This window comes from Streptomyces sp. NBC_00203 (assembly GCF_045206325.1).
GTDB lineage: Bacteria > Actinomycetota > Actinomycetes > Streptomycetales > Streptomycetaceae > Streptomyces > Streptomyces lutosisoli.
Map to the genome: position 1 here is coordinate 7,553,892 of NZ_CP108126.1, position 17,211 is coordinate 7,571,102.

A 17,211-nucleotide genomic window follows, 5' to 3' on the forward strand; every position below is an offset into this window, starting at 1 on the left:
GTTCTGGACGACTGAAGATAGTTCCGGAAAGGCGCCCTCTCATGCCGATGACCGCTCGTGACCACACCTGGCTGTTCACGCCCGGAAGCACGTTCACGTACGAGTCAGGGGAGACCGGCGTGATCCACATCGCGGACGGCGGCGAGCTGTGGCTGCCCACCGGCCGCGTCGTGGCCTGCGACCCGTTCGTCTACCTGGGCCAGGGGGGTAACGAGCCCTTCACGGTCGCCGTCGAGCCCGGCCGGTACCGGGTCGAGGCGGCGGTGGCGACCCTCTCCCGGCCGGGCGCGACGCCGTCCGGCGATCCCCACCTGCGCGTGGCCGCCGCCCGTCTCGTCGTACGCGACGCGCCCACCGCCACCTGGGAGCTCGCCGTCCGGCCCGGCCAGGACCTCGCCGAGCTCGGCGACGACGAGTTCTACGGCTACGGAGTCGACGCCGGCACCGGCGCCTTCTACGACGCGGCGGCCGACGCCTCGTTCCCCGAGTGCGAGGGCGACGAAGGGCCGCTGTGGGACGCCTTCGAGAACAGCACGTGGGCGCCCGGCCCTCATCTCGTCACCGCCCCGGACACCGGGCACAACCTCGTCGCCTTCTCGTCGGGCTGGGGTGACGGGGTCTACCCGACCTGGATCGGCCGCACGGCGGCCGGCGAGGTCACCTGCTTCGTCACGGACTTCTTCGTCGCCCCGGATCCGGCCGCCGTCCCGGTGTGACAACCGCCAATCCGCCGACGCGCTCCCGGAGACCGCGTTACGGTCGGATCATGAGCATTCGCGCCGTGGTCTGGGATGTGGACGACACCCTCTTCGACTACACGGCCGCGGACCGGGCCGGAATGCGGGAACACCTGGCGGCCGAAGGCCTGCTCGACGGGTACGAGACCGTGGAGCAGGCCCTCACGCGCTGGCGGGAGGTGACCGACGCGCAGTGGGCGAGGTTCTCGGCGGGGGAGACGGACTGGCAGGGGCAACGCAGGGACCGCGTCAGGGCGTTCCTGGGAGAGCCGCTGAGCGACGCCGAGGCCGACGCGTGGTTCGACCGGTATGTCGCGCACTACGAAGCCGCCTGGTCCCTCTTCCCGGACGTAGTGCCCGCCCTGGACGCCCTCGTCGCCACCCACCGGCACGCGGTGCTGTCCAACTCCAGCCTCCTCGTCCAGGACCGCAAGCTGCGCGTCCTGGGCGTGCACGACCGCTTCGAGGCCGTCCTGTGCGCCGCCGAACTCGGCGTCTCCAAGCCCGCCGCGGAGGCCTTCCACGCGGCCTGCGAGGCCCTCGGCCTGCCCCCGCACCAGGTCGCGTACGTCGGCGATCATCCGGAGATCGACGGGCGCGGCGCCGCCGACGCGGGTCTGCTCTCCGTCTGGATCGACCGTGGCGGCGCTCACACCGTCACCGACGGTGGACCGGCCGGCCCGCGGCGGATCTCCTCACTGGCCGAACTCCCCGCGATCCTCGGCGCGGATACCCGTTTTGGAGCGCCGTCCACCTTCGGGTAATGTTCTTCCTGCGCCGCCGGAGAGCGGGCCGAAAGGTCCGGAAACCCGGAGGCGCAAGCTAAAACAAGATCCCCGCAAGGGATTGTGTTTCAGTGGCCTATGGTGTAATTGGCAGCACGACGGTTTCTGGTTCCGTTAGTCTAGGTTCGAGTCCTGGTAGGCCAGCTCGCAGAGCTTATCTGCATCGCAGAGAACCAACTCTGCAAGGCCCCCGTTGTGTAGCGGCCTAGCACGCCGCCCTCTCAAGGCGGTAGCGCCGGTTCGAATCCGGTCGGGGGTACAGATCCTTCCCAGGGGGACAGTCCGGGTCGCACCCGCTGACTCTCATGCAGGATCGCTAGGGCCCCCGTTGTGTAGCGGCCTAGCACGCCGCCCTCTCAAGGCGGTAGCGCCGGTTCGAATCCGGTCGGGGGTACTCGGTGGTCTAGACCATCATTGGGCTATGGTGTAATTGGCAACACGACGGTTTCTGGTTCCGTTGTTCTAGGTTCGAGTCCTGGTAGCCCAGCTGGATCATTCGTGATCCTTGCCCCCGTTGTGTAGCGGCCTAGCACGCCGCCCTCTCAAGGCGGTAGCGCCGGTTCGAATCCGGTCGGGGGTACGTACGGTGAAGGCCCTCCACCTCGGTGGGGGGCCTTCGTCATGCCCGGCGCCGGCTACTCCTCGAAGCCGTACCGCCGCGTCGTCTCCTCCTCCTGGGCCAGCCGGTGCATCGCCTGCAGCACCGGCTCGTTGAGGATCGCCCCCAGGATCGCGAACTCGATCCCCTCCGCCTCCGACGGATGCGTCTCCATGTTGTCCAGGTCGAGGACGGCCGTCCGGTGCATCAACTCGGCGTACGGCGCGAGCTGTTCGGCCCCCCATTCGTAGCCGAGCCGGCGGAACGCGGCCACGGCCACCACCAGCGAGCGGTACGCGGGGGAGATGGTCGTGAGCCGCTTGGCGTTCTCCCAGCCGAGCAGGTCCAGGAGCGCGGTTACCTCCTGGTGCGCGGCCTGGACGTACTCGTCCTCCTCGTCCGGCTCCGGTACCTGCGGCAGCGCCCACACTGCCGCGCCCAGGCGGATCGAGCGGCCCAGGGAGTCGTCGTCCACATGCCCGAGCACCTCGCGGACCGTCGCCACCGGCACCCGGCCGACCTGGATCATCGCGCGCACCAGCCGCAGCCGGCGCAGATGCTCCTCGTCGTACTCGGCCGTGGTCGCGTTCACCTGGCGGCCCGGCGCCAACAGCCCTTCGCGCAGGTAGTACTTGATCGTCGCGATGGACACACCGCTGCGCTCGCTCAACTCGGCCAGCCGCATCTCTCGCGCCTCTCTTCGGGGGTCTTGCGCCCCCACTTGGGAAGTGCCACTATCCAAGCATTGGCCAGAAGGATAGTGCCGCTATCCGATCGGAGATCCGGGGGATCGTCATGTTCGCGAAACCGATACGGGGCCGCACCACCGCCGCAGCCGAAGGTGACGCGGTCGTGCTGCTGATCGGTATGCGGGTCAACCACTTCTGGGCTGTGCACCACTGGCTGCCGGTGTTCGTCGCGATGCCGCGCATGCTGCGCGAACTGCAGAAGGACAAGAGCCGCGGACTGCTCGCCCATGTGCTGATGACGGCGTCCCCGCGGACGTACTACGTCGTCCAGTACTGGGAGTCCAAGGAGAAGCTCTACGCGTACGCGAGTTCACCCGACATGCTCCACCACAAGGCGTGGGCGATCATCAACCGCAAGGAGCGGGCCGGAAAAGCGCGCGGACACGTCGGGCTGTGGCACGAGAGCTACATCGTGCCGGAGGGGGCGTACGAGTCGATCTACGCCGACATGCCGGCCTTCGGGCTCGCCGCGGCGCACGGTCAGGTGCCGCTGGAGAAGCGGGGCCGACGGGCCAAGGACCGGTTCGCGTACCGGTCGGCGAAGGTGGCCGAAGAGGCGAAGTGACCGGGGGGATCGGGGGAACGAAGGGGCCTGCCGCGGCGTTGAGGCAGGCCCCTTCGTTGTGTCCCTGAACGGTCAGCCGGTGCGGCGCAGGGCCTCGGAGAGGCGGGCGGCGGCGTCGATGACCGCCTGGGCGTGCATCCGGCCCGGGTGGCGCGTCAGGCGCTCGATCGGCCCGGAGACGGAGACGGCGGCCACCACACGGTTCGAGGGGCCGCGTACGGGCGCGGAGACGGACGCGACGCCCGGCTCGCGCTCGCCGATCGACTGGGCCCAGCCCCGGCGCCGTACGCCCGAGAGCGCGGTCGCCGTGAAGCGGGCGCCCTGGAGGCCCCGGTGCAGCCGCTCGGGCTCCTCCCAGGCCATCAGGATCTGGGCCGAGGAGCCGGCCTTCATGGTGAGCGTGGAGCCGACCGGGACCGTGTCCCGCAGGCCCGACAGGCGCTCGGCCGCGGCGACGCAGATGCGCATGTCGCCCTGGCGCCGGTAGAGCTGCGCGCTCTCGCCCGTGATGTCACGCAGGTGTGTGAGCACCGGGCCCGCCGTCGCGAGGAGGCGGTCCTCGCCGGCGGCCGCGGCCAGCTCGGCGAGACGGGGACCGAGAATGAAACGGCCCTGCATGTCACGCGCCACCATGCGGTGGTGTTCAAGTGCCACGGCGAGGCGATGTGCCGTGGGTCGTGCCAGTCCAGTCGCCGCGACCAGTCCCGCGAGGGTGGCCGGACCGGACTCCAGAGCGCTCAGGACAAGGGCTGCCTTGTCCAGAACGCCGACGCCGCTACTGTTGTCCATGCAACGATACTCGCGTCTCACTCTGTGAAACGCAAGTTCAATTTTCCGTGAAACGCGCAACCCTTGGATGCATAGGGGCCCGCGGACCAACGGGCCCGGCGGACGACGTCCGGTACTAGGGGTAACGAACGTTTGCCGCACCGGAAATCTCTAGTTGGGCCGGCGCCACACAGGCCGGCCGGAGGGAAAGCGATGGGTAGGACACTCGCGGAGAAGGTCTGGGACGACCATGTCGTCCGGCGCGCCGAGGGCGAGCCCGACCTCCTCTTCATCGATCTGCACCTGCTGCACGAGGTGACCAGCCCGCAGGCCTTCGACGGTCTGCGTCAGGCGGGGCGCCCGGTGCGCCGCCTCGACCTCACCATCGCCACCGAGGATCACAACACCCCGACCCTCGACATCGACAAGCCCATCGCGGACCCGGTCTCCCGGGTCCAGCTGGAGACGCTGCGCAAGAACGCCGCCGAGTTCGGTGTGCGCCTGCACTCGCTGGGCGACGTCGAGCAGGGCGTCGTCCACGTGGTGGGACCGCAGCTGGGCCTGACCCAGCCGGGCACCACCGTGGTCTGCGGTGACTCCCACACCTCCACGCACGGTGCCTTCGGCGCGCTGGCGTTCGGCATCGGCACCTCGCAGGTCGAGCATGTGCTGGCCACCCAGACGCTGCCGCTGGCCCGCCCGAAGACCATGGCCATCACGGTCGACGGTGATCTGCCCGACGGCGTCACCGCCAAGGACCTGATCCTGGCGATCATCGCCAAGATCGGTACGGGTGGCGGCCAGGGCTACATCCTGGAATACCGCGGCTCCGCCATCGAGAACCTCTCGATGGAGGCCCGGATGACCATCTGCAACATGTCGATCGAGGCCGGCGCCCGCGCGGGCATGATCGCCCCCGACGAGACCACCTTCGCGTACCTGAAGGGCCGCGCCCACGCCCCCGAGGGTGAGGACTGGGATGCCGCCGTCGCGTACTGGAAGACGCTGAAGACGGACGAGGACGCGGAATTCGACGAGGAGGTCGTCATCGACGCCGCCTCCCTGTCGCCGTTCGTCACCTGGGGCACCAACCCCGGCCAGGGCGCGCCGCTTTCGGCGTCCGTCCCCGATCCCGCTTCGTACGAAGACGCTTCGGAGCGCTTCGCCGCCGAAAAGGCCCTGGAATACATGGGGTTGACCGCCGGAGAGCCGCTGCGCGACATCAAGGTCGACACCGTCTTCGTAGGTTCGTGCACCAACGGCCGTATCGAGGACCTGCGTGCCGCGGCCGCGATCGTCGAGGGCCGCAAAGTCGCCGACGGCGTACGGATGCTGGTGGTCCCCGGCTCCGCGCGGGTCGGTCTGCAGGCTGTCTCCGAGGGCCTGGACGTGGTCTTCAAGGAGGCCGGCGCAGAATGGCGGCACGCGGGCTGCTCGATGTGTCTGGGCATGAACCCCGATCAGCTGGCCCCCGGTGAGCGCTCCGCGTCCACCTCCAACCGCAACTTCGAGGGCAGGCAGGGCAAGGGCGGCCGTACGCACCTGGTCTCGCCGCAGGTCGCCGCCGCCACCGCCGTGCTGGGCCATCTGGCTTCGCCGGCCGACCTGTCCGACGCCGACGTCCGTACGCCCGCTGGAGTCTGATCAGCCATGGAAGCATTCACCACGCACACCGGCCGGGCCGTCCCGCTGCGCCGCAGCAACGTCGACACCGACCAGATCATCCCCGCCCACTGGCTCAAGAAGGTGACCAGGGACGGCTTCGAGGACGGGCTCTTCGAGGCCTGGCGCAAGGACGAGAACTTCATCCTCAACCAGCCTGAGCGCAAGGGCGCCACGGTTCTGGTCGCCGGTCCCGACTTCGGTACGGGCTCCTCGCGCGAGCACGCCGTCTGGGCGCTGCAGAACTACGGCTTCAAGGCCGTCATCTCCTCCCGCTTCGCGGACATCTTCCGGGGTAACTCGCTCAAGAACGGCCTGCTCACGGTGGTTCTGGAGCAGAAGATCGTGGACGCCCTCCAGGAGCTCACGGAGCAGGACCCCGAGGCCGAGATCACGGTCGACCTGGAGGCCCGCGAGGTGCGCGCCGAGGGCATCACCGCGGCCTTCGAGCTCGACGAGAACGCCCGCTGGCGGCTGCTGAACGGCCTGGACGACATCTCCATCACCCTCCAGAACGAGGGCGACATCGCGGCGTACGAGGCCAAGCGGCCGTCGCACAAGCCGAAGACGCTTCACGTCTGACGCAAGGCTGATTTCGGCCACGGCAACACCCCTCTGTACCCCCAATCGTGGACGGTTGGGGGTACAGCTGTGTCTGCCCTCGGACGGCTCCGGAACACCCCTTCGGAAGTCCCCAACTCACCTGCTGGCAAAGGCAGTTGCCCGGGTACGCGCATCGCGGTCCCGCGTCCTGCCGAGGTGCTCAGAACCCCCTCCAGGGACGGCAGTTAGACCCTGCGCAGGCGACAACTCGCCCCAGATGGCACAATCTGTGCATGGAACACGACGGCCAACTCGAGCTCTACGTGGCAGTCGCGGCCCAACTCAAGGAAGCGCACACAAGAGTGCGTGCACTGCAAGTCCCGGAGGGCGTACGGATGGCGCTGACCCGGAAGCTGCTGGTCATTACGGCCGTGGCCAAGCACGATCTCGCCGATGCGACAAGGCGTCTGGAGCGCTTCACCACCGACCTCGACGAGGGTCGATTCCTCGAAGAGGAACGCTGAGGAACTCCACGACAGTCCGAGTTCGTTGCGGCACAAGGGTGATTAGCCCGTTTCGTGTTTGATTTGCGGTATATATCTGCCTAACGTGCGAAAAAGCTTGAACGCATTCGTTCGGGCAATGTCTCCGAAGGGGAAGACGTGAACAAGGCGCAGCTCGTAGAAGCGATTGCCGACAAGGTCGGCGGGCGTCAGCAGGCCGCCGACGCGGTCGACGCCGTACTGGACGCCATCGTCCGTGCAGTTGTCAGCGGGGACCGGGTCTCGGTCACCGGCTTCGGTTCCTTCGAGAAGGTCGACCGTCCGGCTCGCTACGCCCGCAACCCGCAGACCGGTGAGCGCGTTCGGGTCAAGAAGACCTCTGTGCCGCGCTTCCGTGCCGGCCAGGGCTTCAAGGACCTGGTGAGCGGCTCGAAGAAGCTCCCGCGGGGTGGCGAGGTCGCCGTCAAGAAGGCGCCCAAGGGCAGCCTGACCGGTGGCGCCGCGGCGACGGTCAAGAAGGCCGCGGCCAAGAAGGCCACCACCGCCAAGAAGGCCGTGGCCAAGAAGACGGTCGCGAAGAAGACGGTCGCGAAGAAGACGACCGCCGCCGCGAAGAAGACGACGGCGACCGCCAAGAAGACGACCGCCAAGAAGACCACGGCGACCGCCAAGAAGGCCGCGGCGAAGAAGACCACCGCCAAGAAGGCGACCGCCAAGAAGGCCCCGGCGAAGAAGGCGACGGCCAAGAAGGCCCCCGCCAAGAAGTCGACGGCTCGCAAGACCACCGCCAAGAAGGCCACCGCCCGCAAGTAGCAGGGGCGCAGGGGCAACTCACGCGCCGGGCCGGGCTCCCACTGGGAGCCCGGCCCGCGGCGTGTTCGTGGCCTCCGGAGGGCCTTTCGTGGCCCCTAGAGGGTCTGCAGGGTGATCAAGGTGATCCGGAGCGCCTCGCCCTCACCCTCGGTCTCGATACGCACCCGCTGCCCGGGCCGCAGCAGCCGCAGCCCGCCGGCATCGAACGCCGCCCCGTCGAACGGCACCGGAGTGCCGTCGTCGAGCAGCACCTGTCCGCTGCGGGTCTCGGAGTCGTACGTGTACGAGGTCGCCTGCATAGGGCCACCCTACTTACCCCGGCTGGCTGCAGCGCCCCTGAAAGGGGCGCGGGGAACGGCGCGACCAGCCACAACGGACCCGCAGCCGGCAAACCGGCCTCCTACTGCCCAGGAATCAGCAACCGAGCCGCCGCAGCAGCCGTCCGAGGCCCCACCCCCAACGCCAGCGCCGCCCGCAGATCGTCCCCGGTGTCCACGTCCTGCCGTACGGAATCCACGGCGTCGAGCCGGAGTTCCACGGCACCCGAAGCGCGATGCCGCAACCTGGAATCCGTACCGAAAGAGGGCAGCAATTCCCGCCCAGCCCCCGCGGCCAGCAGCGTCGTACCGATTGCGGCGGCATCGGGAAGAAAAGCCCGCGGGAATTCACCGGCGGCATCAAGCACGCGGCCCAATTCCGCGGAGCGCAACGCGGGCAGATCGGCGTTCAGGGCGGCCACGGCGATTTCGGGAGTTCGGGAGCGTACGGCCCCCACTCCGTGCGCCAGCGCCGCGTTCAGGCCCCCTCCCGGCTCGTCCGCGACGATCCGCGCCCCCAGTGCGGCCAGCTCCCGGCCGGCCAGGGCGTCGGCCGTGACGACCGCCACATCCAGGACCGCGGCGCAGGCCAGCGCGGCCGCCACGGTGTCCTGCGCGAAGGCGAGGGCGAGCCCGGGGCGCAGTCCGTCGGCGGCCGTGTCCGCCAGCCTGCTCTTGGCGCGCGCCAGAGGTTTGAGGGGTATGACCAACGTCCACCGCACCAGCGTTCCGCCCTCCCTTGTCGCGCCCCATTGTGACCCGGCGGCCCTGGCGGTCCGGAAGCCGGGGCGTACGGTGTTCTCGACAGACAGGCGGCCTGGGGCGACACTTGTGCGGCCCCCCAGGCCCTAGAGGAAGGTGTCCGCGTGCCCCGCCGGAGAATCGGCTTCTGGTACCGCTTCGCAGCGGTCCTCTGCAAACCGCCACTGGTGGTTCTGATCAAGCGGGACTGGCGCGGAATGGAGAACATTCCGGTCGAGGGCGGATTTATCACCGCGGTGAACCACAATTCGCATGTGGACCCGTTCGCGTACGCGCACTATCAGTACAACACCGGGCGTGTTCCGCGATTCCTGGCGAAGGCGGGCCTTTTCCGGAAGGGATTCGTGGGGGCCGCGATGCGCGGCACCGGACAGATTCCCGTCTACCGTGAGAGCACCGACGCGCTGAGCGCCTTCCGGGCCGCGATCGACGCCGTGGAACGCGGCGAATGCGTCGCGTTCTACCCCGAAGGCACCCTCACCCGCGATCCCGACGGCTGGCCGATGACCGGCAAGACCGGTGCCGCCCGCGTCGCGCTGCAGACCAAGTGCCCGGTGATTCCGGTCGCCCAGTGGGGCGCCAACGAACTGCTGCCGCCGTACGCCAAGAAGCCCAACCTCCTTCCGCGCAAGACCCACCACGTGCTCGCGGGCCCGCCGGTGGACCTCTCGCGCTTCTACGACAAGGAGATGAGCCCGGACCTCCTGAAGGAGGCCACCGAGGTGATCATGGCCGCCATCACCGCGCAACTGGAGCAGATCCGCGGCGAGCGGGCGCCCGAGAAGCCGTACGACCCGCGCGAGGTGCGCATCGCGCAGCGCCGCAGGGCCGCGGCCAAGGAAAAAGCACAGGCACAGCAGGAAGAGGGGCAGGGCACGTGAGCAAGCCGGTCAAGGCGGCCGTCTTCGGGACCGGATCGTGGGGCACGGCGTTCGGCATGGTGCTCGCCGACGCGGGGTGCGACGTCACGCTGTGGGGGCGTCGCGCCGAACTCGCCGCGGCGGTCAACTCCACCCGGACGAACCCGGACTACCTGCCGGGCGTCGAACTCCCCGAGAACCTGCGGGCCACGACCGACCCCGCCGAGGCCGCCGCGGACGCCGACTTCACCGTCCTCGCGGTGCCGTCGCAGACGCTGCGCGGGAACCTCGCGGAATGGGTACCGCTGCTCGCTCCCGACACCGTCCTGGTCTCCCTCATGAAGGGCGTCGAACTCGGCTCCACCATGCGGATGAGCGAGGTCATCGAGGACGTCGCCAAGGTCGGCGCGGACCGGGTCGCCGTGGTCACCGGGCCCAACCTGGCGCGTGAGATCGCCGCGCGGATGCCGGCCGCCGCCGTGGTCGCCTGCCGCTCCGAAGCGGTCGCCCAGCGCCTCCAGTCCGCCTGCCACACGCCGTACTTCCGCCCGTACACCGTCACCGACGTGGTGGGCGCCGAACTCGGCGGCGCCGTCAAGAACGTGATCGGTCTCGCCGTCGGCATCGCGGACGGCATGGGCCTCGGCGACAACGCCAAGGGCTCGCTCATCACGCGCGGGCTCGCGGAGACCACCCGGCTCGGGCTCGCCATGGGTGCCGACCCGATGACGTTCTCCGGACTCGCGGGCCTCGGCGACCTGGTGGCCACCTGCTCCTCGCCGCTGTCGCGCAACCACACCTTCGGCACCAACCTCGGCAAGGGCATGACCCTCCAGGAGACCATCGCGGTCACCAAGCAGACCGCCGAGGGCGTCAAGTCCTGTGAGTCCGTGCTGGATCTGGCCCGCAGGCACGGCGTCGACATGCCCATCACGGAGACGGTCGTCGCCATCGTGCACGACGGCAAGCCTCCGGTGGTCGCCGTCAAGGAACTGATGTCGCGCAGCGCGAAGCCCGAGCGCCGCTGAGCACGGGCGTGGTGCGAAGGCTCGTACACCGCCCCGGAATCAACGCTGTGCGACCGCTCGTGCGACGCTGAGCAACGGCCCCGGTGGGGCGCTGACTCACCGCCGTACCACCGGGTACTCTCAACGCGATATGAGCACCGAGAACCTCCCCCAGAGCCCCGAGCAGCCGCCTCGCAAGCCGCGTGTGGCCCTCGTCTTCGGCGGCCGCAGCTCCGAACACGGGATCTCCGTGGTCACGGCCGGCGCCGTCCTGCGCGCCATCGACCGGACCAAGTACGACGTCCTGCCGATCGGTATCACCCAGGACGGCCGTTGGGCGCTCACCGCCGACGCGCCGGAACGGATGGCCATCATCGACCGGCGGCAGCCGAGCGTCGAGCAGCTCGCCGAGTCGAGCGAGGGCGGCGTGGTGCTTCCCGTCGACCCCGCCGACCGCGAAGTCGTCTACAGCGAACCGGGTTCCGTGCCCAAGGCCCTCGGCGAGGTGGACGTCGTCTTCCCCCTGCTGCACGGCCCGTACGGCGAGGACGGCACCCTCCAGGGCCTCCTGGAGCTCTCCGGAGTCCCCTACGTCGGCTCGGGCGTGCTCGCCTCGGCCGTCGGCCAGGACAAGGACTACATGAAGCGGGTGTTCACCTCGTTCGGCCTGAAGGTGGGCCCGTACGTGGTGATCCGGCCGCGCGAGTGGCAGCAGGACGAGTCCGCCGCCCGCAAGAAGATCATCGACTTCGCGGGCGAGCACGGCTGGCCGCTGTTCGTGAAGCCCGCGCGCGCGGGGTCCTCGTTCGGCATCACCAAGGTCGACGACCTCTCGGGCCTCGACGAGGCGATCGCGGAGGCCCAGCGCCACGACCCGAAGATCATCGTGGAGGCGCTGCTGCGCGGCCGCGAGATCGAGTGCGGGGTCCTGGAGTTCGAGGACGGCCCGCGCGCCTCCGTCCCCGCGGAGATCCCGCCCGTGCAGTCCCACGCCTTCTACGACTTCGAGGCCAAGTACATCGACTCGGCCGACGGGATCGTGCCCGCGCCGCTCACCCCGGAGCAGACCGCCGAGGTGCGGCGACTGGCCGTCGAAGCCTTCGAGGCGGCCTCGTGCGAGGGCCTCGTCCGCGCGGACTTCTTCCTCACCGAGGACGGCGAGTTCGTGATCAACGAGATCAACACGATGCCGGGCTTCACACCGATCTCCATGTACCCGCGGATGTGGCAGGAGACCGGCGTCAGCTACCCGGAGCTGGTGGACCGCCTGGTGCAGGCGGCGCTGCGGCGCTCGACGGGACTGCGCTGAGCACTTCGTACGACGGTCGTGTCAGTTGGCGATCCCCTTGGGGATCGCCTTCTTGATGGAGGCGGCCAGGTCGACGAGCACGCCGGAGTTGTCAGCGCTCTTCGGTACCGTGACCTGGACATACGCGCTGCGGTTCGCGGTGGTGAGGCGGGTCGACCCGTCGTCCTGCGTCTCCATCAGCCAGTCGACGCCGTTCACGTTGCCGCCGGCCGCCTTGGGGTCGTTGCCGAGGGCCACTTTGGGGTCAATCATCTTCGGGGGTCGTTCGACACCGCAGCGCAGTATGATCGCCGGGCTTCCCCAGCCCGCGGTCAGCGCGGACCGGGGCTCGGGATCCTCGCGGCTCAGACCGTCGACCTTCCGCGGCAGCACCTCGTCCAGGTTCTGGCACAGCTTGGTGACCTTCGCGTTCGGGCTCGGAACCGAGACCGAGGCGTTGTCGTCTGCTGAGGAGCAGCCCGCAATCGTGATCAGCAGTGCGACGGCGGGCAGCCCGAGCAGAACGGGGTGCCGGTGACGGAAGAAGTTCACCGGCCAAGGGTAGACGGGGGCTAGAGGTGCACGACCGGGCAGGTCAGGGTGCGGGTGATGCCGTCCACTTGCTGGACCTTCGCGACCACCATGCGGCCGAGTTCATCGACCGTGTCGGCCTGGGCACGCACGATCACGTCGTACGGTCCTGTCACGTCCTCGGCCTGGATCACCCCCGGGATCTTGCTGATCGTTTCGGCGACGGTCGACGCTTTGCCGACCTCCGTCTGGATCAGGATGTACGCCTGTACCACGGAACCTCCAGGGCGGCCACGAGGATCATGTGGGGAAAAGGAACGCCACGGTATCGCGTTGCCGCTCGCCGCGGGGAGACCCGCGGTGGCTGGGGCTTGCGCGCCGGGGTGCACGGACTGCACAAGTTGACGGTCAACTCGACCGTACCGAGTACGGAGACGGCTCGCGACCGGGCACGGGTAGCGACAGAGGGAGCACTACGATCATGAAGGGCACCGTGGGCGAGTTGGGGGAGTTCGGGCTCATCCGAGAGCTCACCTCACGTCTCACCACCACGCCGGCCGTCCGGGTCGGCCCCGGCGACGACGCCGCGGTGGTGGCCGCGCCGGACCGAAGGGTCGTGGCGAGCACCGACATCCTCCTGGAGGGACGGCACTTCCGCCGCGACTGGTCCACCGCGTACGACGTCGGGCGCAAGGCGGCCGCGCAGAACCTCGCGGACATCGCCGCCATGGGCGCCGTACCGACCGCGCTGCTGCTCGGCCTGGTCGTGCCGGCCGAACTCCCGGCCACCTGGCCGTCCGAGCTGATGGACGGGCTGCGTGACGAATGCCAGGTCGCGGGCGCGGCCGTGGTCGGCGGCGATGTCGTACGCGGCGACACCATCATGGTCTCGATCACCGCGCTCGGCGATCTGCGCAACCACGAGCCGGTCACCCGGGGTGGGGCCCAGCCCGGTGACGTCGTCGCCGTGACGGGCTGGCTGGGCTGGTCGGCGGCCGGGTACGCGGTGCTCTCGCGGGGCTTCCGTTCGCCGCGCGCCTTTGTCGAGGCCCACCGGCGGCCCGAACCGCCGTACCACGCGGGTCCGGCGGCCGCCGGGCTCGGCGCGACCTCGATGACGGACGTCAGCGACGGGCTGATCGCCGACCTCGGACACATCGCCGAGGCGAGCAAGGTGCGCATCGACGTCCGCTCCGGAAACATCGACATCCCCTCCCAGATGAACGACATCGGACAGGCCGTCGGCGTCGACCCCATCCAGTGGGTGCTCAGCGGCGGCGAGGACCACGCGATCGTGGCGACCTTCCCGCCGGACGTGAAGCTGCCCGCCCGCTGGAAGGTGATCGGCGAGGTGCTCAACCCGTCGGCGCTGCCCCAGGTCACGGTGGACGGGGCGCCCTGGACGAGCAAGGGCGGCTGGGACCACTTCGGGGACATCGAATCGTGAGTGCGCCGCCCACCGTCCTGACGGTCGCGGGCTCCGACTCCGGTGGCGGAGCCGGGATCCAGGCCGACCTGAAGACGATGCTCGCGCTCGGTGTGCACGGCATGAGCGTGATCACCGCCGTCACCGCGCAGAACTCGCTGGGCGTCCAAGGCGCTTGGGAACTGCCGGTGGACGCGGTGCGCGCCCAGTACCGCAGCGTCGTCGACGACATCGGCGTCCAGGCCGTGAAGACCGGCATGCTGGCCTCGGCAGAACTCGTCGAGGCGGTCGCCGAGTTGATCGGGGGTACGGACGCCCCGGCCGTCGTCGACCCGGTCGGCATCTCCAAGCACGGGGACGCCCTGCTCGCCGCGTCCGCGCTGGACTCCGTACGGACGAAACTGCTGCCGGTGGCGACCGTGGCGACACCCAACCTCGACGAGGTGGCCCAACTCACAGGTGTACGGGTCGATTCGGAGGGCGACCTCAGGCGGGCCGCGGCGGCCGTGCTGTCGTGCGGGCCGAAGTGGGTGCTGATCAAGGGCGGTCATCTGCCCGGCGACGCCGTCGACCTGCTCACGGACGGCTCCGAGGAGCACTGGCTGCGGGCCCCGCGCCACGACAACCGGCACACGCACGGCACGGGCTGCACCCTGGCGTCCGCGATCGCTTCCGGTCTGGCGAAGGGGCAGTCCGTGCCGGATGCGGTGGCAGCGGCCAAGGAGTACGTCACCGGGGCGATCGCGGCCGGGTTCGCGCTGGGGGGCGGGATCGGGCCGGTGGATCATGGCTGGCGGTTCAGGACGGGCGCGTAAGCGTGCGCGTTAACGCGTTAACGCGTAAACGCTTACGTAAGCGTTTACGTGAGCGCGTGAGGGCAGCAAAAAACCGGCCCACCGTGAGGTGGACCGGTTCAGTGCAAGCGAACCAGCAGTGGCCGCGCGCTAGCGGTTGTCAGCGCGTGACCTTGCCGGCCTTGATGCACGAGGTGCAAGCGTTCACGCGCTTCGGCGTCCCGCCCACCACGGTACGAACGCGCTGGATGTTGGGGTTCCAGCGACGGGGCGTACGGCGGTGCGAGTGCGAGATGTTGTTGCCGAAGCCCGGCCCCTTGCCGCAGACGTCGCAGTTGGCAGCCACGGGTCACTCCAAAGACTTCAGATGCTCTTACGGTTGATCCCGGCATGCCGGAATCGAGATCTAGGATCTGAGTGGCGGTGCCAGGGGGAAGACCCGATCGAATCGGGCAACTGGAGCAGCATACAACGACTGCGTCCGGAGAACGAAACTACCATGGCTGCCCCGGGCTCCGTCCCTGACCTCCTCAGGGCCCCCTACCGGCAGTAACCCATTCTGGGTCTACGCTGCGTCCCACGTCCAGCAGCTCAAGGAGGCGCAGGTGCCGCAGGTGCCGCAGACATTGGATGCTCTCGCGGTGCGCACCTGGTGCGGACTGGCGCTGGAGGCGCTGGGACGGGCGCGCGAAGAGATCGACGCGATCAATGTCTACCCGGTGGCCGACGGAGACACCGGGACGAATCTGTATCTGACGGTGGAGTCGGCCACCACGGCGGTCGAGGCCGTTTTCGCGGGCTACGAGACGGCCGCCACAGCGGGCTACGAGACCGCGGCCGCCGCCGGTCAGGGGAGCGCGGCGACCGCGGACCACCTGAGCACGGCCGTCGCGGCCGCTGGGGGGCGTGACAACGCGTCCACGGAGGCCGGCCGGCCCACCCTCGCCGACGCCGTGCGGGCGATGGCGCACGGGGCGCTGATCGGGGCCCGCGGCAACTCCGGGACCATCCTCGCGCAGCTGCTGCGCGGCATGGCGCAGGTGCTGGCCGACGACAGTGAGGCGGCTCACACCGATGGTCAGGGCCTGCGGCTCGCTCTGAGGCACGCCGCGGACTCCGCGCGCCAGGCCGTCGCCCACCCCGTCGAGGGCACGGTCCTCACGGTCGCCTCGGCCGCCGCCGACGCGGCCACCGGCGCCGAGGGCGACTGCGGCACGGTCGCGCGCGCTGCGTACGAGGGGGCACGAGCGGCCCTCGCGGCGACCCCTGGCCAGCTGGCCGTCCTGGAGCGCGCCGGTGTGGTCGACGCGGGCGGACGGGGACTGGTGGCCGTGCTGGCCGCGCTGGTGGAGACGTTCACGGGGGAGGCGCCCGGGGTGCTCTCGGCCCCCGTGGAGGTCCACGCGCGCGTGGAGAAGACCATGAGCATGAGCGACGTCATCGGCGCGGGCATCGGCGGAGTCCACGCCGATGTGTGCGTGGAAGGGCCGCCGGAGGAAGACGGCCCCGCCTTCGAGGTCATCTACCTCCTGGAGGCGGAGGACGCGGCCGTGGCCCGGTTGCGGCACCGGCTCGACAGCCTGGGGGACTCGCTCGTCGTGGTCGGCGGGGACGGGCTGTGGAACGTCCATGTGCACGTGGACGACGCGGGTGCCGCCGTGGAGGCGGGCGTCGAGGCCGGGAGGCCGTACCGGATCAGGATCACGCACTTCGGGCTCGGGGACGTACACACCGGCGGCGCGGCCGGGCGTCCGCCCCGGGAGCGGGCACAGCGCGCCGTCGTGGCCGTGGTGCCCGGCGAGGGCCTGGCCGGGCTGTACACGGAGGCCGGGGCGACCACCGTGCTCGCGCGGCCCGGGGAGCCGCCCGCCAGCGGGGAACTCGTCGAGGCCGTACGGCGGGCCCACGCGCGCGAGGTGGTGCTCCTGCCCAACGACGCCGAACTGCGCCACACCGCCGCCGCCGCTGCCGAGCAGGCCCGTACGGAGGGCGTCCGGGTCGCGCTGATCCCGACCCGGTCCGCCGTGCAGGGCATCGCCGCGCTCGCCGTCCACGAGCCGGAGCGCCGTTTCGACGAGGACGTCGTCGCCATGACGTCCGCGGCCGGCGCCACCCGCTACGCCGAGGTCGCCGTCGCCGAGCGGCAGTCCTGGACCATGGCCGGCATCTGCCAGGCCGGCGACGTCCTCGGCCTCATCGACGGCGATGTCGCCGTGATCGGCTCCGACATCACCCTCACCGCCGAAACCGTCCTCGACCGCATGCTCTCCGCCGGCGGCGAAATGGTCACCCTCGTCCTCGGCGACGAGGCCCCCGACGGCATCGCCGAACGCCTGGAAGCCCGGGTGCGGGAGTCCTGGCTCGCCGTCGACACCATGGTCTACCGGGGTGGCCGCCAGGGCGCGCTGCTGCTGATCGGCGTGGAGTAGCCGGCGCCTCAACTGGCCGACCGCAAGGCTCCTTGGATGAACTCTCCCTGAACAAGCCGGAGTTGCCGCAGTCA

Annotated in this window: 20 protein-coding genes and 5 tRNA genes; 18 read left to right on the plus strand and 7 right to left on the minus strand. The window is 69.9% G+C overall.

The window, feature by feature from the left end:
• Positions 1 to 41: 41 nt before the first annotated feature.
• From OG975_RS33780 to OG975_RS33810, 7 genes are all read left to right on the plus strand, one after another.
• Positions 42 to 716 carry a DUF4241 domain-containing protein gene (locus tag OG975_RS33780; protein WP_406333084.1) on the plus strand — a complete coding sequence of 225 codons (675 nt, stop codon included), beginning with the start codon at positions 42 to 44 and terminating at the stop codon, positions 714 to 716.
• Between the two features lie 50 nt (positions 717 to 766).
• The gene (locus OG975_RS33785) at positions 767 to 1,501 is read left to right on the plus strand and encodes an HAD family hydrolase (RefSeq protein ID WP_406333085.1); all 735 of its coding nucleotides are present in this window, start codon (positions 767 to 769) and stop codon (positions 1,499 to 1,501) included.
• Between the two features lie 93 nt (positions 1,502 to 1,594).
• Positions 1,595 to 1,666 (plus strand) — tRNA-Gln (locus OG975_RS33790).
• 42 nt (positions 1,667 to 1,708) lie between these two features.
• Positions 1,709 to 1,781, plus strand: a tRNA-Glu gene (locus OG975_RS33795).
• A gap of 62 nt (positions 1,782 to 1,843) precedes the next feature.
• Positions 1,844 to 1,916 (plus strand) — tRNA-Glu (locus OG975_RS33800).
• Positions 1,917 to 1,937: 21 nt separating this feature from the next.
• Positions 1,938 to 2,009 (plus strand) — tRNA-Gln (locus OG975_RS33805).
• A 20-nt stretch (positions 2,010 to 2,029) separates the two neighbouring features.
• Positions 2,030 to 2,102 (plus strand) — tRNA-Glu (locus OG975_RS33810).
• A 55-nt stretch (positions 2,103 to 2,157) separates the two neighbouring features.
• On the opposite strand, the gene OG975_RS33815 is transcribed toward OG975_RS33810, so the two are convergent.
• A complete protein-coding gene (locus OG975_RS33815; RefSeq protein ID WP_406333087.1) occupies positions 2,158 to 2,805 on the minus strand; it encodes a MerR family transcriptional regulator in 648 nt (215 codons plus the stop codon).
• 110 nt (positions 2,806 to 2,915) lie between these two features.
• Between OG975_RS33815 and OG975_RS33820 the strand changes: the two genes are divergently transcribed.
• Positions 2,916 to 3,434 (plus strand): DUF4188 domain-containing protein, encoded by a 519-nt coding sequence (locus OG975_RS33820; RefSeq protein ID WP_406333088.1) that lies wholly within the window; start codon positions 2,916 to 2,918, stop codon positions 3,432 to 3,434.
• A gap of 72 nt (positions 3,435 to 3,506) precedes the next feature.
• Here the strand turns inward: OG975_RS33820 and ndgR are convergent, their stop codons facing one another.
• Positions 3,507 to 4,223, minus strand: coding sequence for an IclR family transcriptional regulator NdgR (gene ndgR / locus OG975_RS33825; RefSeq protein WP_007384919.1), 717 nt, complete (start codon positions 4,221 to 4,223; stop codon positions 3,507 to 3,509).
• 192 nt (positions 4,224 to 4,415) lie between these two features.
• Between ndgR and leuC the strand changes: the two genes are divergently transcribed.
• The 4 genes from leuC to OG975_RS33845 all read left to right on the plus strand — a co-directional run bounded on the left by leuC (position 4,416) and on the right by OG975_RS33845 (position 7,723).
• Complete coding sequence (gene leuC / locus OG975_RS33830) at positions 4,416 to 5,846, plus strand: 3-isopropylmalate dehydratase large subunit (RefSeq protein ID WP_406333089.1); 1,431 nt, start codon at positions 4,416 to 4,418, stop codon at positions 5,844 to 5,846.
• A gap of 6 nt (positions 5,847 to 5,852) precedes the next feature.
• Positions 5,853 to 6,446: a 3-isopropylmalate dehydratase small subunit gene (leuD, locus tag OG975_RS33835; protein ID WP_406333091.1), complete on the plus strand. Its 594-nt coding sequence runs from the start codon at positions 5,853 to 5,855 to the stop codon at positions 6,444 to 6,446.
• Positions 6,447 to 6,700: 254 nt separating this feature from the next.
• A complete protein-coding gene (locus OG975_RS33840; protein ID WP_327431991.1) occupies positions 6,701 to 6,931 on the plus strand; it encodes a hypothetical protein in 231 nt (76 codons plus the stop codon).
• A gap of 138 nt (positions 6,932 to 7,069) precedes the next feature.
• Positions 7,070 to 7,723 carry an HU family DNA-binding protein gene (locus OG975_RS33845; RefSeq protein ID WP_406333092.1) on the plus strand — a complete coding sequence of 218 codons (654 nt, stop codon included), beginning with the start codon at positions 7,070 to 7,072 and terminating at the stop codon, positions 7,721 to 7,723.
• 95 nt (positions 7,724 to 7,818) lie between these two features.
• Here OG975_RS33845 and OG975_RS33850 read toward each other — a convergent pair whose 3' ends face one another.
• Both OG975_RS33850 and cofC read right to left on the minus strand, forming a co-directional pair.
• Entirely contained in the window at positions 7,819 to 8,022 is a 204-nt protein-coding gene (locus OG975_RS33850; protein WP_369262534.1) for a hypothetical protein, read from the minus strand.
• 101 nt (positions 8,023 to 8,123) lie between these two features.
• Positions 8,124 to 8,762 (minus strand): 2-phospho-L-lactate guanylyltransferase, encoded by a 639-nt coding sequence (gene cofC, locus OG975_RS33855; protein WP_406333093.1) that lies wholly within the window; start codon positions 8,760 to 8,762, stop codon positions 8,124 to 8,126.
• 144 nt (positions 8,763 to 8,906) lie between these two features.
• On the opposite strand from cofC, the gene OG975_RS33860 reads away from it, so the two are divergent.
• The 3 genes from OG975_RS33860 (at position 8,907) to OG975_RS33870 (ending at position 11,978) form a co-directional block, all read left to right on the plus strand.
• Positions 8,907 to 9,683, plus strand: a complete 777-nt coding sequence (locus tag OG975_RS33860) for a lysophospholipid acyltransferase family protein (RefSeq protein ID WP_327431995.1) — start codon at positions 8,907 to 8,909, stop codon at positions 9,681 to 9,683.
• Positions 9,680 to 10,690 carry an NAD(P)H-dependent glycerol-3-phosphate dehydrogenase gene (locus tag OG975_RS33865; RefSeq protein WP_330307537.1) on the plus strand — a complete coding sequence of 337 codons (1,011 nt, stop codon included), beginning with the start codon at positions 9,680 to 9,682 and terminating at the stop codon, positions 10,688 to 10,690. The genes OG975_RS33860 and OG975_RS33865 overlap by 4 nt, the downstream gene beginning before the upstream one ends.
• A 130-nt stretch (positions 10,691 to 10,820) precedes the next feature.
• Positions 10,821 to 11,978 (plus strand): D-alanine--D-alanine ligase family protein, encoded by a 1,158-nt coding sequence (locus OG975_RS33870; protein WP_406333094.1) that lies wholly within the window; start codon positions 10,821 to 10,823, stop codon positions 11,976 to 11,978.
• 21 nt (positions 11,979 to 11,999) lie between these two features.
• Here the strand turns inward: OG975_RS33870 and OG975_RS33875 are convergent, their stop codons facing one another.
• Positions 12,000 to 12,509: a DUF3515 domain-containing protein gene (locus OG975_RS33875; protein ID WP_406333095.1), complete on the minus strand. Its 510-nt coding sequence runs from the start codon at positions 12,507 to 12,509 to the stop codon at positions 12,000 to 12,002.
• A 20-nt stretch (positions 12,510 to 12,529) separates the two neighbouring features.
• Entirely contained in the window at positions 12,530 to 12,763 is a 234-nt protein-coding gene (locus tag OG975_RS33880) for an Lrp/AsnC family transcriptional regulator (RefSeq protein WP_028802415.1), read from the minus strand.
• A 206-nt stretch (positions 12,764 to 12,969) separates the two neighbouring features.
• Here OG975_RS33880 and OG975_RS33885 point away from each other — a divergent pair, with 206 nt between their 5' ends.
• Both OG975_RS33885 and thiD read left to right on the plus strand, forming a co-directional pair.
• Complete coding sequence (locus OG975_RS33885; RefSeq protein WP_406333096.1) at positions 12,970 to 13,935, plus strand: thiamine-phosphate kinase; 966 nt, start codon at positions 12,970 to 12,972, stop codon at positions 13,933 to 13,935.
• Positions 13,932 to 14,729, plus strand: a complete 798-nt coding sequence (thiD, locus tag OG975_RS33890; protein ID WP_406333097.1) for a bifunctional hydroxymethylpyrimidine kinase/phosphomethylpyrimidine kinase — start codon at positions 13,932 to 13,934, stop codon at positions 14,727 to 14,729. Before OG975_RS33885 ends, thiD begins: the two co-directional genes overlap by 4 nt.
• 139 nt (positions 14,730 to 14,868) lie before the next feature.
• Here the strand turns inward: thiD and rpmB are convergent, their stop codons facing one another.
• On the minus strand, positions 14,869 to 15,054 hold the full coding sequence (gene rpmB, locus OG975_RS33895) for a 50S ribosomal protein L28 (RefSeq protein ID WP_037625034.1): 186 nt from the start codon (positions 15,052 to 15,054) through the stop codon (positions 14,869 to 14,871).
• Between the two features lie 259 nt (positions 15,055 to 15,313).
• Here rpmB and OG975_RS33900 point away from each other — a divergent pair, with 259 nt between their 5' ends.
• On the plus strand, positions 15,314 to 17,137 hold the full coding sequence (locus OG975_RS33900; RefSeq protein WP_406333098.1) for a DAK2 domain-containing protein: 1,824 nt from the start codon (positions 15,314 to 15,316) through the stop codon (positions 17,135 to 17,137).
• The last annotated feature ends 74 nt before the right edge of the window (positions 17,138 to 17,211 follow it).

Coding starts and splice junctions, on each gene's coding strand:
- OG975_RS33820 (WP_406333088.1), top strand. CDS start 2,916: ATGTTCGCGAAACCGATACGGGGCCGCACCACCGCCGCAGCCGAAGGT.
- OG975_RS33850 (WP_369262534.1), bottom strand. CDS start 8,022: ATGCAGGCGACCTCGTACACGTACGACTCCGAGACCCGCAGCGGACAG.
- ndgR (WP_007384919.1), bottom strand. CDS start 4,223: ATGGACAACAGTAGCGGCGTCGGCGTTCTGGACAAGGCAGCCCTTGTC.
- OG975_RS33815 (WP_406333087.1), bottom strand. CDS start 2,805: ATGCGGCTGGCCGAGTTGAGCGAGCGCAGCGGTGTGTCCATCGCGACG.
- OG975_RS33780 (WP_406333084.1), top strand. CDS start 42: ATGCCGATGACCGCTCGTGACCACACCTGGCTGTTCACGCCCGGAAGC.
- leuD (WP_406333091.1), top strand. CDS start 5,853: ATGGAAGCATTCACCACGCACACCGGCCGGGCCGTCCCGCTGCGCCGC.
- OG975_RS33840 (WP_327431991.1), top strand. CDS start 6,701: ATGGAACACGACGGCCAACTCGAGCTCTACGTGGCAGTCGCGGCCCAA.
- OG975_RS33885 (WP_406333096.1), top strand. CDS start 12,970: ATGAAGGGCACCGTGGGCGAGTTGGGGGAGTTCGGGCTCATCCGAGAG.
- OG975_RS33785 (WP_406333085.1), top strand. CDS start 767: ATGAGCATTCGCGCCGTGGTCTGGGATGTGGACGACACCCTCTTCGAC.
- leuC (WP_406333089.1), top strand. CDS start 4,416: ATGGGTAGGACACTCGCGGAGAAGGTCTGGGACGACCATGTCGTCCGG.
- OG975_RS33870 (WP_406333094.1), top strand. CDS start 10,821: ATGAGCACCGAGAACCTCCCCCAGAGCCCCGAGCAGCCGCCTCGCAAG.